This window comes from Burkholderia sp. Ac-20365 (genome assembly GCF_017104715.1).
Taxonomy (GTDB): domain Bacteria; phylum Pseudomonadota; class Gammaproteobacteria; order Burkholderiales; family Burkholderiaceae; genus Paraburkholderia.
Genome location: NZ_JAAGPI010000022.1, coordinates 124,208 through 139,215, shown reverse-complemented (window position 1 = coordinate 139,215; position 15,008 = coordinate 124,208). Strand labels below are relative to the sequence as shown.

Annotated in this window: 14 protein-coding genes, 1 other RNA gene and 1 pseudogene; 3 read left to right on the top strand and 13 right to left on the bottom strand. The window is 60.3% G+C overall.

The genetic code is table 11. The features are described 5' to 3' along the window. Positions 1-175 precede the first annotated feature (175 nt). A complete protein-coding gene (rpsI, locus tag G3O01_RS29265; protein ID WP_205810078.1) occupies positions 176-568 on the bottom strand; it encodes a 30S ribosomal protein S9 in 393 nt (130 codons plus the stop codon). 11 nt (positions 569-579) lie between these two features. Further along, the gene (gene rplM, locus G3O01_RS29260; RefSeq protein WP_028371847.1) at positions 580-1,008 is read right to left on the bottom strand and encodes a 50S ribosomal protein L13; all 429 of its coding nucleotides are present in this window, start codon (positions 1,006-1,008) and stop codon (positions 580-582) included. A gap of 606 nt (positions 1,009-1,614) precedes the next feature. On the opposite strand from rplM, the gene G3O01_RS29255 reads away from it, so the two are divergent. Then, a complete protein-coding gene (locus G3O01_RS29255) occupies positions 1,615-2,037 on the top strand; it encodes an OsmC family protein (RefSeq protein WP_109483119.1) in 423 nt (140 codons plus the stop codon). A 71-nt stretch (positions 2,038-2,108) separates the two neighbouring features. Here G3O01_RS29255 and rnpB read toward each other — a convergent pair. From rnpB to pyrC, 3 genes and pseudogenes are all read right to left on the bottom strand, one after another. Beyond that, positions 2,109-2,522, bottom strand: an RNA gene (gene rnpB, locus G3O01_RS29250) — RNase P RNA component class A. 33 nt (positions 2,523-2,555) lie between these two features. After that, positions 2,556-3,401 (bottom strand): annotated as a pseudogene (locus tag G3O01_RS29245) (DUF3025 domain-containing protein); the annotation flags it as partial. A 4-nt stretch (positions 3,402-3,405) separates the two neighbouring features. Continuing rightward, positions 3,406-4,470, bottom strand: a complete 1,065-nt coding sequence (pyrC, locus tag G3O01_RS29240) for a dihydroorotase (protein ID WP_205810077.1) — start codon at positions 4,468-4,470, stop codon at positions 3,406-3,408. A 192-nt stretch (positions 4,471-4,662) separates the two neighbouring features. Between pyrC and G3O01_RS29235 the strand changes: the two genes are divergently transcribed. Further along, positions 4,663-5,568: a class II glutamine amidotransferase gene (locus tag G3O01_RS29235; RefSeq protein WP_205810076.1), complete on the top strand. Its 906-nt coding sequence runs from the start codon at positions 4,663-4,665 to the stop codon at positions 5,566-5,568. Positions 5,569-5,578: 10 nt separating this feature from the next. On the opposite strand, the gene G3O01_RS29230 is transcribed toward G3O01_RS29235, so the two are convergent. The 7 genes from G3O01_RS29230 to G3O01_RS29200 form a co-directional block, all read right to left on the bottom strand. Then, positions 5,579-6,082 (bottom strand): hypothetical protein, encoded by a 504-nt coding sequence (locus G3O01_RS29230; RefSeq protein WP_205810075.1) that lies wholly within the window; start codon positions 6,080-6,082, stop codon positions 5,579-5,581. A gap of 254 nt (positions 6,083-6,336) precedes the next feature. Further along, a complete protein-coding gene (locus G3O01_RS29225) occupies positions 6,337-7,062 on the bottom strand; it encodes an amino acid ABC transporter ATP-binding protein (protein WP_109483111.1) in 726 nt (241 codons plus the stop codon). After that, positions 7,059-7,736: a glutamate/aspartate ABC transporter permease GltK gene (gltK, locus tag G3O01_RS29220; RefSeq protein ID WP_205810074.1), complete on the bottom strand. Its 678-nt coding sequence runs from the start codon at positions 7,734-7,736 to the stop codon at positions 7,059-7,061. The genes G3O01_RS29225 and gltK overlap by 4 nt, the downstream gene beginning before the upstream one ends. Beyond that, positions 7,736-8,476, bottom strand: coding sequence for an amino acid ABC transporter permease (locus G3O01_RS29215; protein WP_205810073.1), 741 nt, complete (start codon positions 8,474-8,476; stop codon positions 7,736-7,738). Before G3O01_RS29215 ends, gltK begins: the two co-directional genes overlap by 1 nt. A 92-nt stretch (positions 8,477-8,568) precedes the next feature. After that, complete coding sequence (locus tag G3O01_RS29210) at positions 8,569-9,462, bottom strand: glutamate/aspartate ABC transporter substrate-binding protein (RefSeq protein WP_205810072.1); 894 nt, start codon at positions 9,460-9,462, stop codon at positions 8,569-8,571. 330 nt (positions 9,463-9,792) lie between these two features. Then, positions 9,793-11,085: a Glu/Leu/Phe/Val dehydrogenase gene (locus G3O01_RS29205; protein WP_205810071.1), complete on the bottom strand. Its 1,293-nt coding sequence runs from the start codon at positions 11,083-11,085 to the stop codon at positions 9,793-9,795. A 164-nt stretch (positions 11,086-11,249) separates the two neighbouring features. Further along, on the bottom strand, positions 11,250-12,206 hold the full coding sequence (locus tag G3O01_RS29200; protein ID WP_205810070.1) for a LysR family transcriptional regulator: 957 nt from the start codon (positions 12,204-12,206) through the stop codon (positions 11,250-11,252). A 162-nt stretch (positions 12,207-12,368) separates the two neighbouring features. On the opposite strand from G3O01_RS29200, the gene purB reads away from it, so the two are divergent. Then, positions 12,369-13,757 (top strand): adenylosuccinate lyase, encoded by a 1,389-nt coding sequence (gene purB / locus G3O01_RS29195; RefSeq protein ID WP_205810069.1) that lies wholly within the window; start codon positions 12,369-12,371, stop codon positions 13,755-13,757. Between the two features lie 752 nt (positions 13,758-14,509). Here purB and G3O01_RS29190 read toward each other — a convergent pair. Next, positions 14,510-15,004: a gluconokinase gene (locus tag G3O01_RS29190; RefSeq protein ID WP_205810068.1), complete on the bottom strand. Its 495-nt coding sequence runs from the start codon at positions 15,002-15,004 to the stop codon at positions 14,510-14,512. Positions 15,005-15,008: the final 4 nt, after the last annotated feature.

Genomic DNA, 15,008 nt, shown 5'->3' with positions numbered 1-15,008 from the left:
AGGTAATTGACACCCGAACCGCGCACGAGACGTGTCAATCATGTGTCCGTACGCACTGTCAGCGATGTCCGCATACGGCGCGAAACCCAGCACGACAAATAAAAAAAGCCGCCTTCGCATCTGCGTTGGCGGCTTTCTGCAGCAAGCCCTGTGGAACAGAGCCAGCCCGAAACGATTAACGCTTCGAGAACTGCTTGCGGCGACGTGCCTTGTGGAAACCGACCTTCTTACGCTCGACTTCACGTGCGTCACGCGTCACGAAGCCTGCGTTCGACAGAGCCGGCTTCAGCGTTGCGTCGTAGTCCATCAGCGCGCGCGTGATACCGTGGCGAACTGCACCAGCTTGACCCGTTTCACCGCCGCCCGACACGTTGACCTTGATGTCGAACGTAGCAGCGTGGTTCGTGAGTTCCAGCGGCTGGCGCACGATCATCAGCGACGTTTCGCGCGAGAAGTAGTCAGCGATAGGCTTGCCGTTGACGATGATGTCGCCCTTGCCTGCCTTGATGAACACACGTGCAACGGCGCTCTTGCGGCGGCCCGTGCCGTAATTCCAGTTACCGATCATGTGGGCTCCCCTTAGATCTCGAGCGCCTTCGGCTGTTGAGCCGAGTGCGGATGCGTTGCGTCTGCGTAGACCTTCAGCTTCTTGATCATCGCGTAGCCCAGCGGGCCCTTCGGCAGCATGCCCTTGACCGCCTTCTCGAGCGCACGGCCCGGGAAGCGTTCTTGCATCTTGCCGAACGTCGTTTCATAGATACCGCCCGGGTAACCCGAGTGACGGTAGTACTTCTTGTCCGTGGTCTTGTTGCCCGTGACCTTCAGCTTGCCGGCGTTGATAACGATGATGAAATCACCGGTGTCGACGTGCGGAGTGAACTCAGGCTTGTGCTTGCCGCGAAGACGGTGTGCCACTTCGCTGGCGACACGGCCGAGAACCTTATCCGTCGCGTCAATCACAAACCATTCACGCGTCACCTCATGGGCTTTTGCGGAAAACGTCTTCATGATCGATCCAAATAAATATGCTGCGCCCTGTGTTTTTTTCCTGCTTGTATGTGCGCATCGAGGCGCGTGCAGGCTCTCCCTGTTTCTTCTTCCGCGGGCACGAATGCGGAAAAGCTGATGATTATAAAGGATTTTGCTTCAAGGAGTCAAAATATCCGAAGCTTCGGGCGCGTAAGGACGAAAAAAAGCCCGAACTAGCGGTTCGGGCTTAATCCACCTTAGGAGGAGGGTGGAGGAGACATGCGGAGATTGTCGAACTGCAACAACCAATGAACTGATTATATGTTCGACCCTTGTGCAACGCAAGAACATTTGCAATGCGAAATTGAATTTCATATTGTGGCATCGCATCAAACTTGTCGCGCTAACGACCAAACCATTGAAAAACAAGGATCTAGCCCGATCTCAAGAAGCGAAGGTGGCAGTTGCCCTGGAGCAACACGCCTAAAACCGTTCGCGCTATCCCTTATGCGTCGAACATGACGCAGCGCAACAAACAAGCCCGGATCCGCATAACTCGCCGCCGATGTCGCTTCGGGCGAGTCAGCATCTGCCGGGCTACAATGCGCATCTCGAATTCAAGCTTGTGAGCCGGAGTACAACGCAATGGAATGCAAAGTCAGCTGGATGGGTCAGGATGGCATGGCGTTCGCCGCCGAAACGGGCAGCGGCCACCTCGTCGCGATGGATGGCGCGCCTGAAGGCGGCGGACGCAATCTGGCGCCGCGCCCGATGGAAATGGTGCTGCTCGGCACGGGCGGCTGCACCGCGTACGACGTCGTGATGATCCTGAAGAAGAGCCGCCAGGAAATCAGCGGTTGCTCGGTGACGCTGAAGGCCGAGCGCGCGAGCGAAGACCCGAAGGTGTTCACCAAGGTCCATTTCCACTTCACGGTGACGGGCAAGAACCTGAATCCGTCGACGGTGGAACGCGCGATCAATCTGTCGCACGACAAATATTGCTCGGCGTCGATCATGATCGCGAAGACGGCCGAACTCACGCATTCGTTCGAAATCGTCGCGGCCTAAGCCCGAAACGAACGCGAAGCAGAAAAAGAAAATGCCGGCGTCCCAACGGACGCCGGCATTTGTCATTTAAGCGGCAAAGCAGGCCGATAAGCCGGATTCTGTGCACGCGGCGCGCCCGAAAGCGCGCCACGCGTGGCAGCCATTCCTCTAGGCGCGCCATTGCTGACGCGCTCAAGCTTCCTACCCGCTGACGCGACGGGGGCCCCGCCCTGCATCTCGAAGATGCTAGCCAGCCTACTTGGAATTGCTCCGGGTGGAGGTTACCGTGCCGGTCTGCCTCGCAGCAGCCGCGGTGCGCTCTTACCGCACCGTTTCACCCTTACCTGATCCCGGCTTGCGCCGGGCCATCGGCGGTTTGCTTTCTGTTGCCCTGTTCCGCGTGTTGCCACGGATGGCCGTTAGCCATCACCCTGCCCTGTGGAGTCCGGACTTTCCTCGCCCTCGCCGGCCGAAACCGCCGAGGCCGCGACTGCCTGGCCTGCTTTGCTGGCCGCGATTTTAACACCGGGCGTTGCGTGCGACCGCCGGCCGCTGCGAAACACGGTCGCATCGTCGTAGAAAGACGGGGCTTCGTTCTCTGTCCACCAGCCGGGAATGCCCAGCACGGGCAGCGGCGCGAACATCCGGCTGCTGAATTCGGCGCTGTCGAGCAGCGTGCGAGCGACCGTTTCGTCGAGAAACGCATCGCGGGCAGCGCGCGGCCATGAGAAATAGGACGACGGCACGTCGACGATCCACGCATGCGCCGTGCATGCCTTATAGGGCGTGACGAGCTTTTCGAGCAGCGCGTGGCCGAAACAGCGCGCTTCGCAGCGCTCGTCCCAAGCCGCGCGCTCGTCGACAAAAAGCGTTTTCCAGTCGAACGAACGCAACGCGGTGGCGAGCGTCTCGTCCGAGCAGGCGAACAGCACGGCATTTTCATCGAACACGGTTAGCGCGTCGCGCGTGCCGCCGCGCGTCGGACCGATGCCCAGCGCATCGACAGCCGCGGACCCGCGCGCGCTCAGCGCCGCCTTGATATGCGGAAACTGAAACCACGACAACGCATTGAAGAAGTCATGCAGATTGTGACGCGTCGGCACGCAGCCAGTCGCCGCGATATGCGCCTCGTATGCAGTGCCGGGCGGCAACCCGTCTTGCGGGATGAATGCAAGCAGATGCCCGCGCCCCGTCGAAATCGATGCGGACGAAGCGTCCGCGTTCATCTCGATCAGCTGATCCGCCGCGCTACGCAGCGCGGCCTGCTGCCAGCGCACGCCGCGTCCCGCGACCTGCGCGAACCACGGTCTCGACCAGTCGATATCCGCAAAACCCGGCGCCGCGCGTTTCAGCGCGCCGCCGGGCGAATCCACGCCGTGCGACATCCGCTCAAACGAGCTTCCAGCCGATCGGCTCGCCGCCGCGCAGCGGCACGACAGGCGTATCGCCCACCGCGACTTCGGCCGGCAGCGTCCACTCTTCGCGGCGCAGCGTCACTTTCTCTTCGCTGCGCGGCAGGCGGTAGAAGTCCGCGCCATGGAAGCTCGCAAAACCTTCCAGCTTGTCGAGTGCGCCCGCGTTGTCGAACGCTTCCGCGTACAGTTCGAGCGCATGCAGCGCCGTGTAGCAGCCCGCGCAGCCGCACGCGTGCTCCTTCAAGCCCTTCGGATGCGGCGCGCTGTCGGTGCCGAGGAAGAACCGCGGATTGCCCGACGTCGCCGCCTCGACCAGCGCCACGCGATGCGTTTCGCGCTTCAGCACCGGCAGACAGTAGTAATGCGGACGAATGCCGCCCTGGAAAATCGCGTTACGGTTGTACAGCAGGTGATGCGCGGTAATCGTTGCGCCAAGCAGTTCGGGCGGCGCGCCCGCGTCGCGCACATACTCAGCCGCATCCTTGGTCGTGATGTGCTCGAACACCACCTTCAGCCCCGGGAAATCGCGGCGCAGCGGCGTCATCACGCGGTCGATGAAGACCTTCTCGCGGTCGAACAGATCGATCGACGAGTCAGTCACTTCGCCGTGAATCAGCAGCGGCATGCCCGTTTCCTGCATCATTTCGAGCGTTTTCGCGCACTTGCGGATGTCGGTGACGCCCGCATCCGAATTCGTCGTCGCGCCTGCCGGATACAGCTTCACACCATGCACGAAGCCACTTTCGCGCGCACGGCGAATCTCTTCGGGCGGCGTGTTGTCGGTCAGATACAGCGTCATCAGCGGCTCGAACTTCATGCCGGCCGGAATCGCCGCAATGATGCGCTCGCGATACGCGCGCGCCATCTCCGTCGTCGTGACGGGCGGCTTCAGGTTCGGCATGATGATCGCGCGGCCGAACTGGCGCGCGGTGTGCGGCAGGACGGCGGCGAGCATCGCGCCGTCGCGGACGTGCAGGTGCCAGTCATCGGGACGGGCGAGCGTGAGGGTATCGACGGAAGCAGCGGTAGAGGCGGTCATGGCGGGGACTCACGTGCGTCGAGCGCACGGCAGACTGCATAACTGACGAGGCTAATCCACAAAAGCAGCCAAAACACCCGTCAATTTTGCTTTTTGCCGTTTCTGGCTCGGTGATATGCTTGGAAAATCATCATTGTAACGGGTCGGCCCACGTGGGCTCATACCCCGTTAGAAAGGCTTGTCTTCCGCATCATGTGCCAACTACTCGGAATGAATTGCGCCGCGCCGACGGACGTCACGTTCTCGTTCACCGGCTTCGCGGCGCGCGGCGGCGTCACCGACCACCACTCCGACGGCTGGGGCATCGCCTTCTTCGAAGACAAGGCCTGTCGCCTGTTCATCGACCATCAGTCGTCGGCCACCTCGCCGATCGCCGACATGGTCAAGCGCTATCCGATCAAGTCGAAGAACACTATCGCGCATATCCGCAAGGCGACGCAGGGGCACATCGTGCTCGAGAACTGCCATCCGTTCATGCGCGAATTGTGGGGACGCCATTGGATCTTCGCGCACAACGGCGATCTGCAGAATTACAGTCCGGTGTTGTCGGGCGTGTATCAGCCCGTCGGCAGCACCGATAGCGAGCTGGCGTTCTGCGCGGTGCTGCAAGGTTTGCGCAAGGCGTTTCCGGGCTCGCAGCCGCCGCTGGACGAACTGTTCGCCGCGCTCGAAACCCTGACGCGCGAGATCACCCAGTTCGGCGTGTTCAATTTCCTGATGTCGAATGGCCAGGCGCTGTTCGCGCACTGCTCGACACACCTGCATTATCTGGTGCGCAGCTGGCCGTTCTCGACCGCGCATCTGGTCGACGCGGACGTGTCGATCGACTTTGCCAAATACACGACGCCTGAAGACCGCGTTGCCGTGATCGCCACGCAGCCGCTCACCGACAACGAGGTCTGGACGGCATTCGAGCCGGGCGATCTGCTGATGTTCCAGCATGGCGAAGTCATCGCGCGCGCCAACGTGCCCGTACCGCCGGCCGTACTGGAAAAAGCGCGCAATCCGTCCTGCGATCCGAGCGCGTCGGCAAGCATGTTGCCCGCCGCCACCGTTCTCGACCTCGAATCCGACGACACCGCGGCGTACGAATCCTGATCGGGAAAGGTCACTCGTCGCGCGCACAAGCGATCGCGGCATGGTGCCCGTCGTCGCACATGCCGCGCGACGCAGCGGCTTCACCGCAAAGAAGCGTCCGCAACACCGGGTGGCAACGCCACCCGGTTTCATGCGACCCGGCCGCGCCGCAACCGTCGGCACATCGCGAACAACGATCGCACAGCTTCGCGCGGCACACCTCCAGACTCGCGGCCAGCGCTCGCGCGCTAACAGGGTCTGCGTAATTGACGGCGGGGATATCCAGCAAAAGTCGCTTCAGCGGCGAACCCTGCCCTCCTCCGGACTCCACATCTCCCGTAAGACCTTGCGCTATCTGAACCGCTTCACGCCGCAGTACCGCGAGAAACGGTCTGGATAACTTATCTTTATATCCGTGACGCGAAGCCCACAAAGTTGCTGACTCCGAGAACTGCTCAGCCGTCAGCCATTGACCTTCCAGCTGCATCGATACCAGCTCGTGAACGACAAGGTCGCTCAACAAAAAGACTTTCATGGCCTGTCTCTTTTCGATCGGAACGGATGACGACCCGCACCTCGCTCGCCTCATCGCATTTCGCCGGCATAGCATAGGCGCGTGCCTGGACAAGTCCCATGAGAAGATTCCGATTAACCGATCAACAAATAGATAACATTCCTAAGATTTGTCGCCAAACGTTGAAAATTCTTAAATCACCTTCACGAAAGTCAACACGCAAATAAAAAAGCCGCTTCCGAAGAAGCGGCTTTCCTGAACTCATTGCATCGATTTCAATGCAGGATTTTCGCGAGAAAGTCCTTCGCACGATCCGATTTCGGATTGGCGAAAAAGTCTTCCTTGCGGTCGTCTTCGACGATCAAGCCCTTGTCCATGAAGATCACGCGATGCGCGACCTTCTTCGCAAAGCCCATTTCGTGCGTCACGCACATCATGGTCATGCCTTCCTGCGCCAGTTCGACCATCACGTCGAGCACTTCATTGATCATTTCCGGATCGAGCGCCGAAGTCGGTTCGTCGAACAGCATCGCGATCGGATCCATCGACAGCGCGCGCGCAATCGCCACACGCTGTTGCTGACCACCCGACAGTTGCCCCGGATACTTGTCAGCGTGCGCGCGCAAGCCTACGCGATCGAGCAGCTTCAGGCCCTTCGCGGTCGCTTCATCCTTCGAGCGGCCGAGCACCTTGATCTGCGCGAGCGTCAGGTTTTCGGTAATCGACAGATGCGGGAACAATTCGAAGTGCTGGAACACCATGCCGACCTTCGAGCGCAGCTTCGACAGATTCGTTTTCTTGTCGGTAAGCGACTGGCCGTTGATGACGATATCGCCCTTCTGGAACGGCTCGAGACCGTTCACCGTCTTGATGAGCGTCGACTTGCCCGAACCCGACGGGCCGCACACGACGACCACTTCGCCCTTTTTCACTTCCGTCGTGCAGTCGGTGAGTACCTGAAACTCGCCGTACCACTTCGACACATTCTTGATAGAGATCATCTTGCGACCTTTTTCTGAAGACTTTTGACGAGGCTCGACGCGACCACGCAGATCACGAAGTAACACGCACCGGCGAACAGTACCATCTCGACGTTCGTGCCGTCACGGTCGCCAATATTCGTGGCCGTGCGGAAGAAGTCGGCGAGGCTGATCACGTAGACGAGCGACGTATCCTGAAACAGCACGATGGCCTGCGTGAGCAGCAGCGGCACCATCGCGCGGAACGCCTGCGGCAGCACGACGAGACGCATCGCCTGCGCGTAGTTCATGCCGAGCGCGAACGACGCGTTCACCTGCCCGCGCGGCACGGCCTGAATACCTGCGCGGATGATTTCCGAGTAGTACGCGGCCTCGAACAGCGAGAACGCGACCATCGCCGAAGCGAGGCGAATGTCGATGTCGGCGGAAAGACCCAGTACGTTCTGCAGCACCTGCGGCACGATCAGGAAGAACCACAGCAGAACCATCACCAGCGGGATCGAGCGGAAAAGCGTCACGTACAGCTTGGCGAACCATTCCAGCGGCTTGACACCCGACAGCCGCAACAGCGCGAGCACGGTGCCCCACACGATGCCGATCACGATCGCGAGAATCGTGATCTTGAGCGTGACGATGGCACCCGTCCAGAGTGTAGGCAGTGCGCCCGGAATACCGCTCCAGTCGAAATGATGCATCACTTGCCTCCGATATAGCCAGGCAACCTGGTCTTCGCTTCGACGATGCGCATCAGCGTCATCACGATCAGGTTGATGAGCAGATACGCGACCGTGACGGCGATGAACGATTCATACGTCTGCGCCGTGTAGTCGACCAGCTGGCGCGCCTGCGCGGACAGGTCGAGCAGACCGATGGTCGATGCGACCGCCGAGTTCTTGAAGATATTCAGGAATTCGGACGTGAGCGGCGGCACGATGATGCGGTACGCGACGGGCAAGAGCACGTAGCGATACGTCTGCCATTGCGTGAAGCCGAGCGCGAGACCCGCGCCACGCTGTCCGCGCGGCAGCGCGTTGATGCCCGAGCGCACCTGCTCGCACACGCGTGCGGCCGTGAAGAGCCCCAGACAGATGATCGACGATGAAAAGAACTGCGCACTTGGCGGCAACTGCTTGAACCAGTTACCGATCGATGCGGGCAGCAGTTCCGGTATCACCAGATACCAGACGAAGAACTGAACGATCAGCGGAATGTTACGGAAAATGGCGACATAGAGGGTGCCGATCGCGGAGAGCGTCTTGTTCGGCACCGTGCGCAGCACGCCGAAAAACGACCCGACAATCAGCGCGATCACCCACGCGCACAGCGAAACGGTGACCGTCACCCAAAGACCGGACAGCAGCCAGCCAAGATAGGTGGTCGGCTCGCCGGTGGAAACCGGACTCAGCAGAATGCCCCAGTTCCAGTGGTATGACATGACGAAGACTCCAACAAAAAGAAACGGAAGTGGCGTTTGCCGCTTCCGTTCCGTTCAACACGTTGACTTTTTAGCTAACGGTTGTTCGAGGGTTAGTCGATTGCCTTGTCGTTCGGGCTCTTGTAGAGCGCCTTGATATCGTCGCTTTCCGGGAAGTTCAGGTTGAGACCCTTCGGCGGAATCGGCGATTCGAACCACTTCTTGTAGATCTTGTCGGCGTCGCCCGACGTTTCGACCTTGGCGATCGCATCGTCGACGACCTTCTTGAATTCCGGATCGTTCTTGCGCAGCATGCAGCCGTACGCTTCATGCGATTGCGGCGCACCGACGATCACGAAATCGTTCGGCGTGTTCGACTTCGCGCGCTCGCCTGCGAGCAGTGCGTCGTCCATCATGAACGCGGCAGCGCGGCCCGTCGACAGCGTCAGGAACGACTCGCCGTGGTCCTTCGCGCTGATGATGTTCATGCCCATGTTCTTGTCCTGGTTCATCTTGCGAAGCAGGCGCTCGGACGTCGTGCCAGCCGTCGTCACGACGGTCTTGCCCTTCAGGTCCGCCCAGTCCTTGATGCCGGAGTCTTTCTTCGTCATCAGGCGCGTGCCGATCACGAAGATCGTGTTCGAGAAGGCGACCTGCTGCTGGCGCTCGGCGTTGTTCGTGGTCGAGCCGCATTCGAGATCGATGGTGCCGTTCTGAACCAGCGGAATACGGTTTTGCGACGTGACAGGCGTCAGCTTGACCTTCAGGTCAGGCATGTTCAGCTTCGCCTTGACTGCGTCCACGACCTTCAGCGCGAATTCCTGCGAGTAGCCGACCACGTTCTGCTTGTCGTCGTAGTACGAGAACGGAATCGACGATTCGCGGTGGCCCAGCGAAATGACGCCCGTGTCCTTGATCTTCTTCAGCGTGCCGGCGTCCTGCGCATGCGCGCCAACGGTGAACAAACCCAGTGTCGCGAGAAGCAGCGCAGCTTTTTTAACCTTCATTTGTGATCTCCTTGGCAAGAACCGGCGCCAGTGTATCTCAGTAATTATTCTGAAAGTATGGTTGTTAACCATGTTCGTCGCGCAGTGTTGCGTAAAGCACGCAGTTTGCGCGGCGCGGCGCCAGTATTGGCTTACAGCGCCTTTACCGGCCGATGCAAACGGTATCGGATGCGTCGTTTTTGCCGGTCGGGGCCGACTTCAACTGCACAAAAGCGGACGGCATCCGAAGATGCCGTCCGCCCGGTATTCTCCGCGAACCTGTCGATTCGCGCTGGTGAAGCGATATGGCGCAGCGCCCGCCTCAAGGCCGGGCGCCGTGCGTTCTGACTATCAGGGATACAGGCCGCGCAATTCGCGTGCTTCAAGGATGCGTTTGCAAGCAACGATAAACGCTGCCGTACGCACCGACACCTTGTGCTCGCTCGCCACCTGCCACACGGCTGCGAACGCTTCGCGCATCACGCGTTCGAGGCGCTCGTTGATCTCGTCTTCCGTCCAGAAGAAGCTCGAGAAGTCCTGCACCCACTCGAAGTACGACACCGTCACGCCGCCTGCGTTGGCAACGACGTCGGGAATCACGAGAATGCCGCGGTCGTTCAGGATGTCGTCGGCGGCCGTCGTGGTCGGACCGTTTGCGCCTTCCACGATGATCTTCGTACGAATCTTGCCCGCGTTCTTTTCGGTGATCTGGTTTTCCAGCGCGGCGGGAATCAGGATGTCCGTTTCGACCGTCCAGAAGTCTTCGCTCGCAATCTTGTCGGCTTCCGCGTAACCGCCGACGCCACCATGCTTCGCCACGTGGTCGAGCAGCGCGACCGCGTCGATACCCGATTCCTTGTACAGCGTGCCCGTGTGATCCTGCACGGCGACGATCTTTGCGCCCGCTTCCTGATACAGACGCGCCGCGATGCCGCCCACATTGCCGAAGCCCTGCACGGCAACGCGCGCGCCTTCGATATCCATGCCGATGCGGCGTGCCGCTTCGCAGCCGACCACGAACACGCCGCGGCCCGTTGCTTCACGACGGCCGAGCGAACCGCCGAGCGTGATCGGCTTGCCCGTCACGACGCCCGTCGACGTTTGGCCCTGGTTCATCGAGTACGTGTCCATCATCCACGCCATGATCTGCTCGTTCGTGTTCACGTCCGGCGCAGGAATGTCGGTGTTCGGTCCGATGATGATGCCGATTTCGCTGGTGTAGCGGCGTGTCACGCGCTCCAGTTCGCCACGCGACAGCGTGCGCGGATCGACGCGGATACCGCCCTTCGCGCCGCCGTACGGCACGTTCACAGCAGCGTTCTTCACCGACATCCACGCCGACAGCGCCATCACTTCCGACAGCGTCACGTCCTGGTGATAACGCACGCCGCCCTTGCCCGGACCGCGCGACACGTTGTGCTGCACGCGATAGCCTTCGAAGTGCGCAACGGTGCCGTTATCGAGTTCGATCGGGCAATCGACGATCAGAATCCGCTTCGGGCGCTTCAGCGTTTCCAGCCAGCGCGACAGCGAGCCGAGATACGGCGCGACGCGATCGACCTGACGGAGATAGTTGCCCCAGGGGCCGAGATCGTCGGCGTGAAGGTAGGACGGGATGGACTGCAGATTTGCCGCGGTAGACATGAACGCTCCAGCGTTTTTATCGGGTGACGCCATTGTCGAAAAAAAGCGCTGACGGGGTCCAATGCCGTTTGATCATCCCATTATGTTTTTCTTGCATAACGCTGTGGAAAGCGCAAATGCGTGTCGCAAAGCCGTTATTTGCTTTTCCGGCAATGCACTCTTACCTACCTCGAGGCTTGCGTGAGTTCCGTGCTCACGACATCCCATAGCGCGCGCACGAGTTGCTGGCGCGCGTCGTCGGCTTGCACGGCGAGCTTGTCGCGGTAGAGGCGGATTTCCATCGTCAGCGTCAACTGGCCTTGCGCGACGCCGCGCGCCGCACGATCCAGCCGGATCAGGCGGCCGTCCGCAACGGCATCTTCGACGGCGCTATGCGGCAGAAACGCGACGCCGTGTCCGGCGAGCGCCATCGCCTTCAGCCCTTCGGCCATATCCGTTTCATACACGCGATCGAGATAGAGGCGTCCGGGCGCCGTCGAGAAGATCACGTCCGTCATGCGTCCCAGATAGGCGTTCGGCGTGTAGGACAGATACGGCGTCGGCGTTTCGGGCGTGCCGGGCAACGTGTAGCGCGGGCGACCGCCCTTCCCTGGCGCGGAGAACGGACTGATCGATTCGATGCCGAGCGTCAGCATGTCGTAGCGCGCGGGATCGAGCGCGACGGGATGACTCGGATGGTGATAGCCCATCACCAGATCGCAGCCGCCCTCGACCAGCGATAGCACGGCATCGTGCACGTTCAGTGCACGCAGCCGCGTGTGGATCGGACCGAGTTGCGCTTCGATGCGCTGCAGCCAGCGCGGAAAATACGTGAGCGAGAGCGTATGCGGGACGGCGAATTCGATCGTCGCAGCGGGCGTCGCCGTGTGACCGCGCAGCAGCGTGCGCGCTTCATGGAATTGCGACAGCATCGCGAGCGCCTGCTCGTAGAACACCTGGCCCGCTGCCGTCAGCCGCGTCGGATAAACCGAACGGTCGATCAGTTCCGTGCCGAGCCACGCCTCGAGCGCCTGAATACGCCGCGAGAAAGCGGGCTGCGTCACATGCCGCAATTCCGCCGAGCGGCTGAAACTGCGGGTTTCCGCCAGCGACACGAAGTCTTCGAGCCATTTCAGTTCCATACGGACCTACCGCCCCACCAGTAACGGAAAGCCTGCATTCTAGCGGCGCCGCACGTGACCAGGCGGAACAGCGCGGGGCCACGCGGCGGGCTGAATATCCTAAAGTGGTAAAATTCGCGGTTCTCCCCGTTCGTTTTCTCACCGTTCCTGCCCCTCCCGATCATGTCCGACACCCGCCCCGACACTCTCTTCGCGCTGACCGCCCTCTCCCCGCTCGACGGCCGTTACGCATCGAAAACCGAAGCCCTGCGCGACTGGCTCTCGGAAGCCGCGTTCATGCGCCATCGCGTGACGGTGGAAATTCACTGGCTGATCGCGCTGTCGCACGCCGGTTTTGCCGAAGTGCCCCGCTTCTCCGAAGCATCGGAGCAATTCCTGCTGCAACTGGCCGAGCGCTTCACTGCGCATGACGCCGCGCGCATCAAGGACATCGAGCGCGTGACGAATCACGACGTGAAGGCGGTCGAATACTGGCTGAAGGAATCGGTGAAGGGCCAGCCGGAACTGGAGCGCGCAAGCGAGTTCATCCACTTCGCCTGCACCTCGGAAGACATCAACAACACGTCGCACGGCCTGATGCTGGCCGGCGCTCGCGAGCACGTGATTCTGCCGGCGCTGCGCTCGGTGCATCAACGACTCGTTGCGCTTGCTCATGCGCAGGCCGATCAGCCGATGCTGTCGCGCACGCACGGCCAGCCGGCCAGCCCGACGACGCTCGGCAAGGAAATCGCGAACGTTGCAGCGCGTCTGTCGCGCGCGATCGATCGTATTGCGACGGTCGAGTTGCTCGGCAAGATGAACGGCGCGGTCGGTAACTTCAATGCGCATCTGTCCGCGTATCCGGAGTTCGATTGGGAAGCGTTCTCGAAGGAAGTCGTTGAGAAGCGTCTGAAGCTGACGTTCAATCCGTACACGATCCAGATCGAGCCGCACGACTATATGGCCGAACTGTTCGATGCTGTCGCGCGTGCGAATACGATCCTGCTCGATCTCGATCGCGACGTGTGGGGTTATATCTCTATCGGCTATTTCAAGCAGAAGACGAAGGCAGGTGAAATCGGTTCGTCGACGATGCCGCATAAGGTCAATCCGATCGACTTCGAGAACTCGGAAGGTAATCTTGGTCTCGCTAACGCGACGTTGCGGCATCTGGCAGACAAGCTGCCGGTTTCGCGCTGGCAGCGTGATTTGACCGATTCGACGGTGCTGCGGAATATTGGTGTTGCGTTTGGGTATTCCTTGTTGGCGTATGACGCGTTGAATCGTGGGCTGGATAAGCTTGAAGTCAATCCTCAGCGTCTGAACGACGATCTCGATGCGACGTGGGAAGTGCTCGCTGAGCCTGTGCAGACTGTTATGCGCCGGTATGGCATTGAGAATCCCTACGAGCAGCTGAAGGAACTCACGCGCGGTAAAGGCATCACTCGCGATGCGCTGCAGACGTTTGTTAATGGGCTTGCTATTCCTGCGGACGCCAAGGAGCGTTTGCTTGCGATGACGCCTGGGTCTTATGTCGGCAAGGCTGCCGAGCTGGCCAAGCGGATTAAGTAATAGCTGTTTTTTTCCGCGCCGGGCGTTTGAGATTTGGTTTGCTTAGCCTTGCGCGGGCATCCGCGGTTTGCTTTCATGCTTCACACGTCGCCCCTGTGCGGGGCGGCACTTACTTTCTTTGCCGCCGCAAAGAAAGTAAGCAAAGAAAGCGGGCTAACACCGCCCGTTCTTGACCCCCGCCTGAGGGCCCCCAACGGGTCCTCCGCTTCACACGGCAATCTGCCTTTCAATGCCCGTTGCCAGCGCTTCGAACTGGCTCATCATCCGCTTCATGCTCCCGCGTCACCTCACACGCGATCAAATCGCCTGCGTTCTATAGCGGCAAACTGTGTGTAGGTTGTCGCGGCGTATGAACTTCACTCCGGACTGAAGAACACGATCGGTGTCGTAAGAGCGCCGAGGTGTGCAGCACTACGACCGACACACAGTTTGCCACCTGAGCGGCCGTAGTCGTTCGCTGCCGCGCGACGTGCTACGGGTGATCGAAGTGGGTGCGGCGCGAGTTAAGAGCGTTGGCAACGGGCATCGACCAGCGAGGTTGCCGTGGGAAGTGGAGGACCCGTTGGGGGCCCTCAGGCGGTGGTGAAGCACGGGCGGTGTTAGCCCGCTTTCTTTGCTTACTTTCTTTGCGGCGGCAAAGAAAGTAAGTGCCGCCCCGCACAGGGGCGACGCGTGAAGCACGAAGGCAAATCGCGGATGCCAGCGAAGACAAAAGCAAACCAACCCAGCGTCGCAAGACAATCAAAAACCCCTTACCTCATGCGAAGCTGAACAAGCGTCTCCTCAACAATCTGCTCAGGCGTAAGCTCAATACTCACAGTAATCGCCTCGTCTTCACCAGGCTCTTCAAGCGTATCAAGCTGACTCTGCAACAACGAAGGATCGAAGAAATGCCCGGTTCGGGTCTGCAGACGAGCCTGCAGCACTTCCCTCGATCCCTTCAGATAAACAAAACACACATCCTTATCGCCATTGCGCAAAACATCCCGATAAGACCGCTTCAACGAAGAACAGGTAAAAACCGCATCTTCCTGCGCCTTCTGCTTCTCTTCGATCGCCGCACGGATCGTCCTGAGCCATGGCCAACGGTCTTCATCCGTCAACGGAATACCGTTGTGCATCTTCTCCTTGTTGGCCGCGCTATGAAACGCATCGCCATCGGTGAACGTGCACTTGAGCCGCTCCGCCAGCATTTCGCCAATCCGGGTCTTGCCGGCGCCCGACACGCCCATCGCGATCAAAATCATCTGA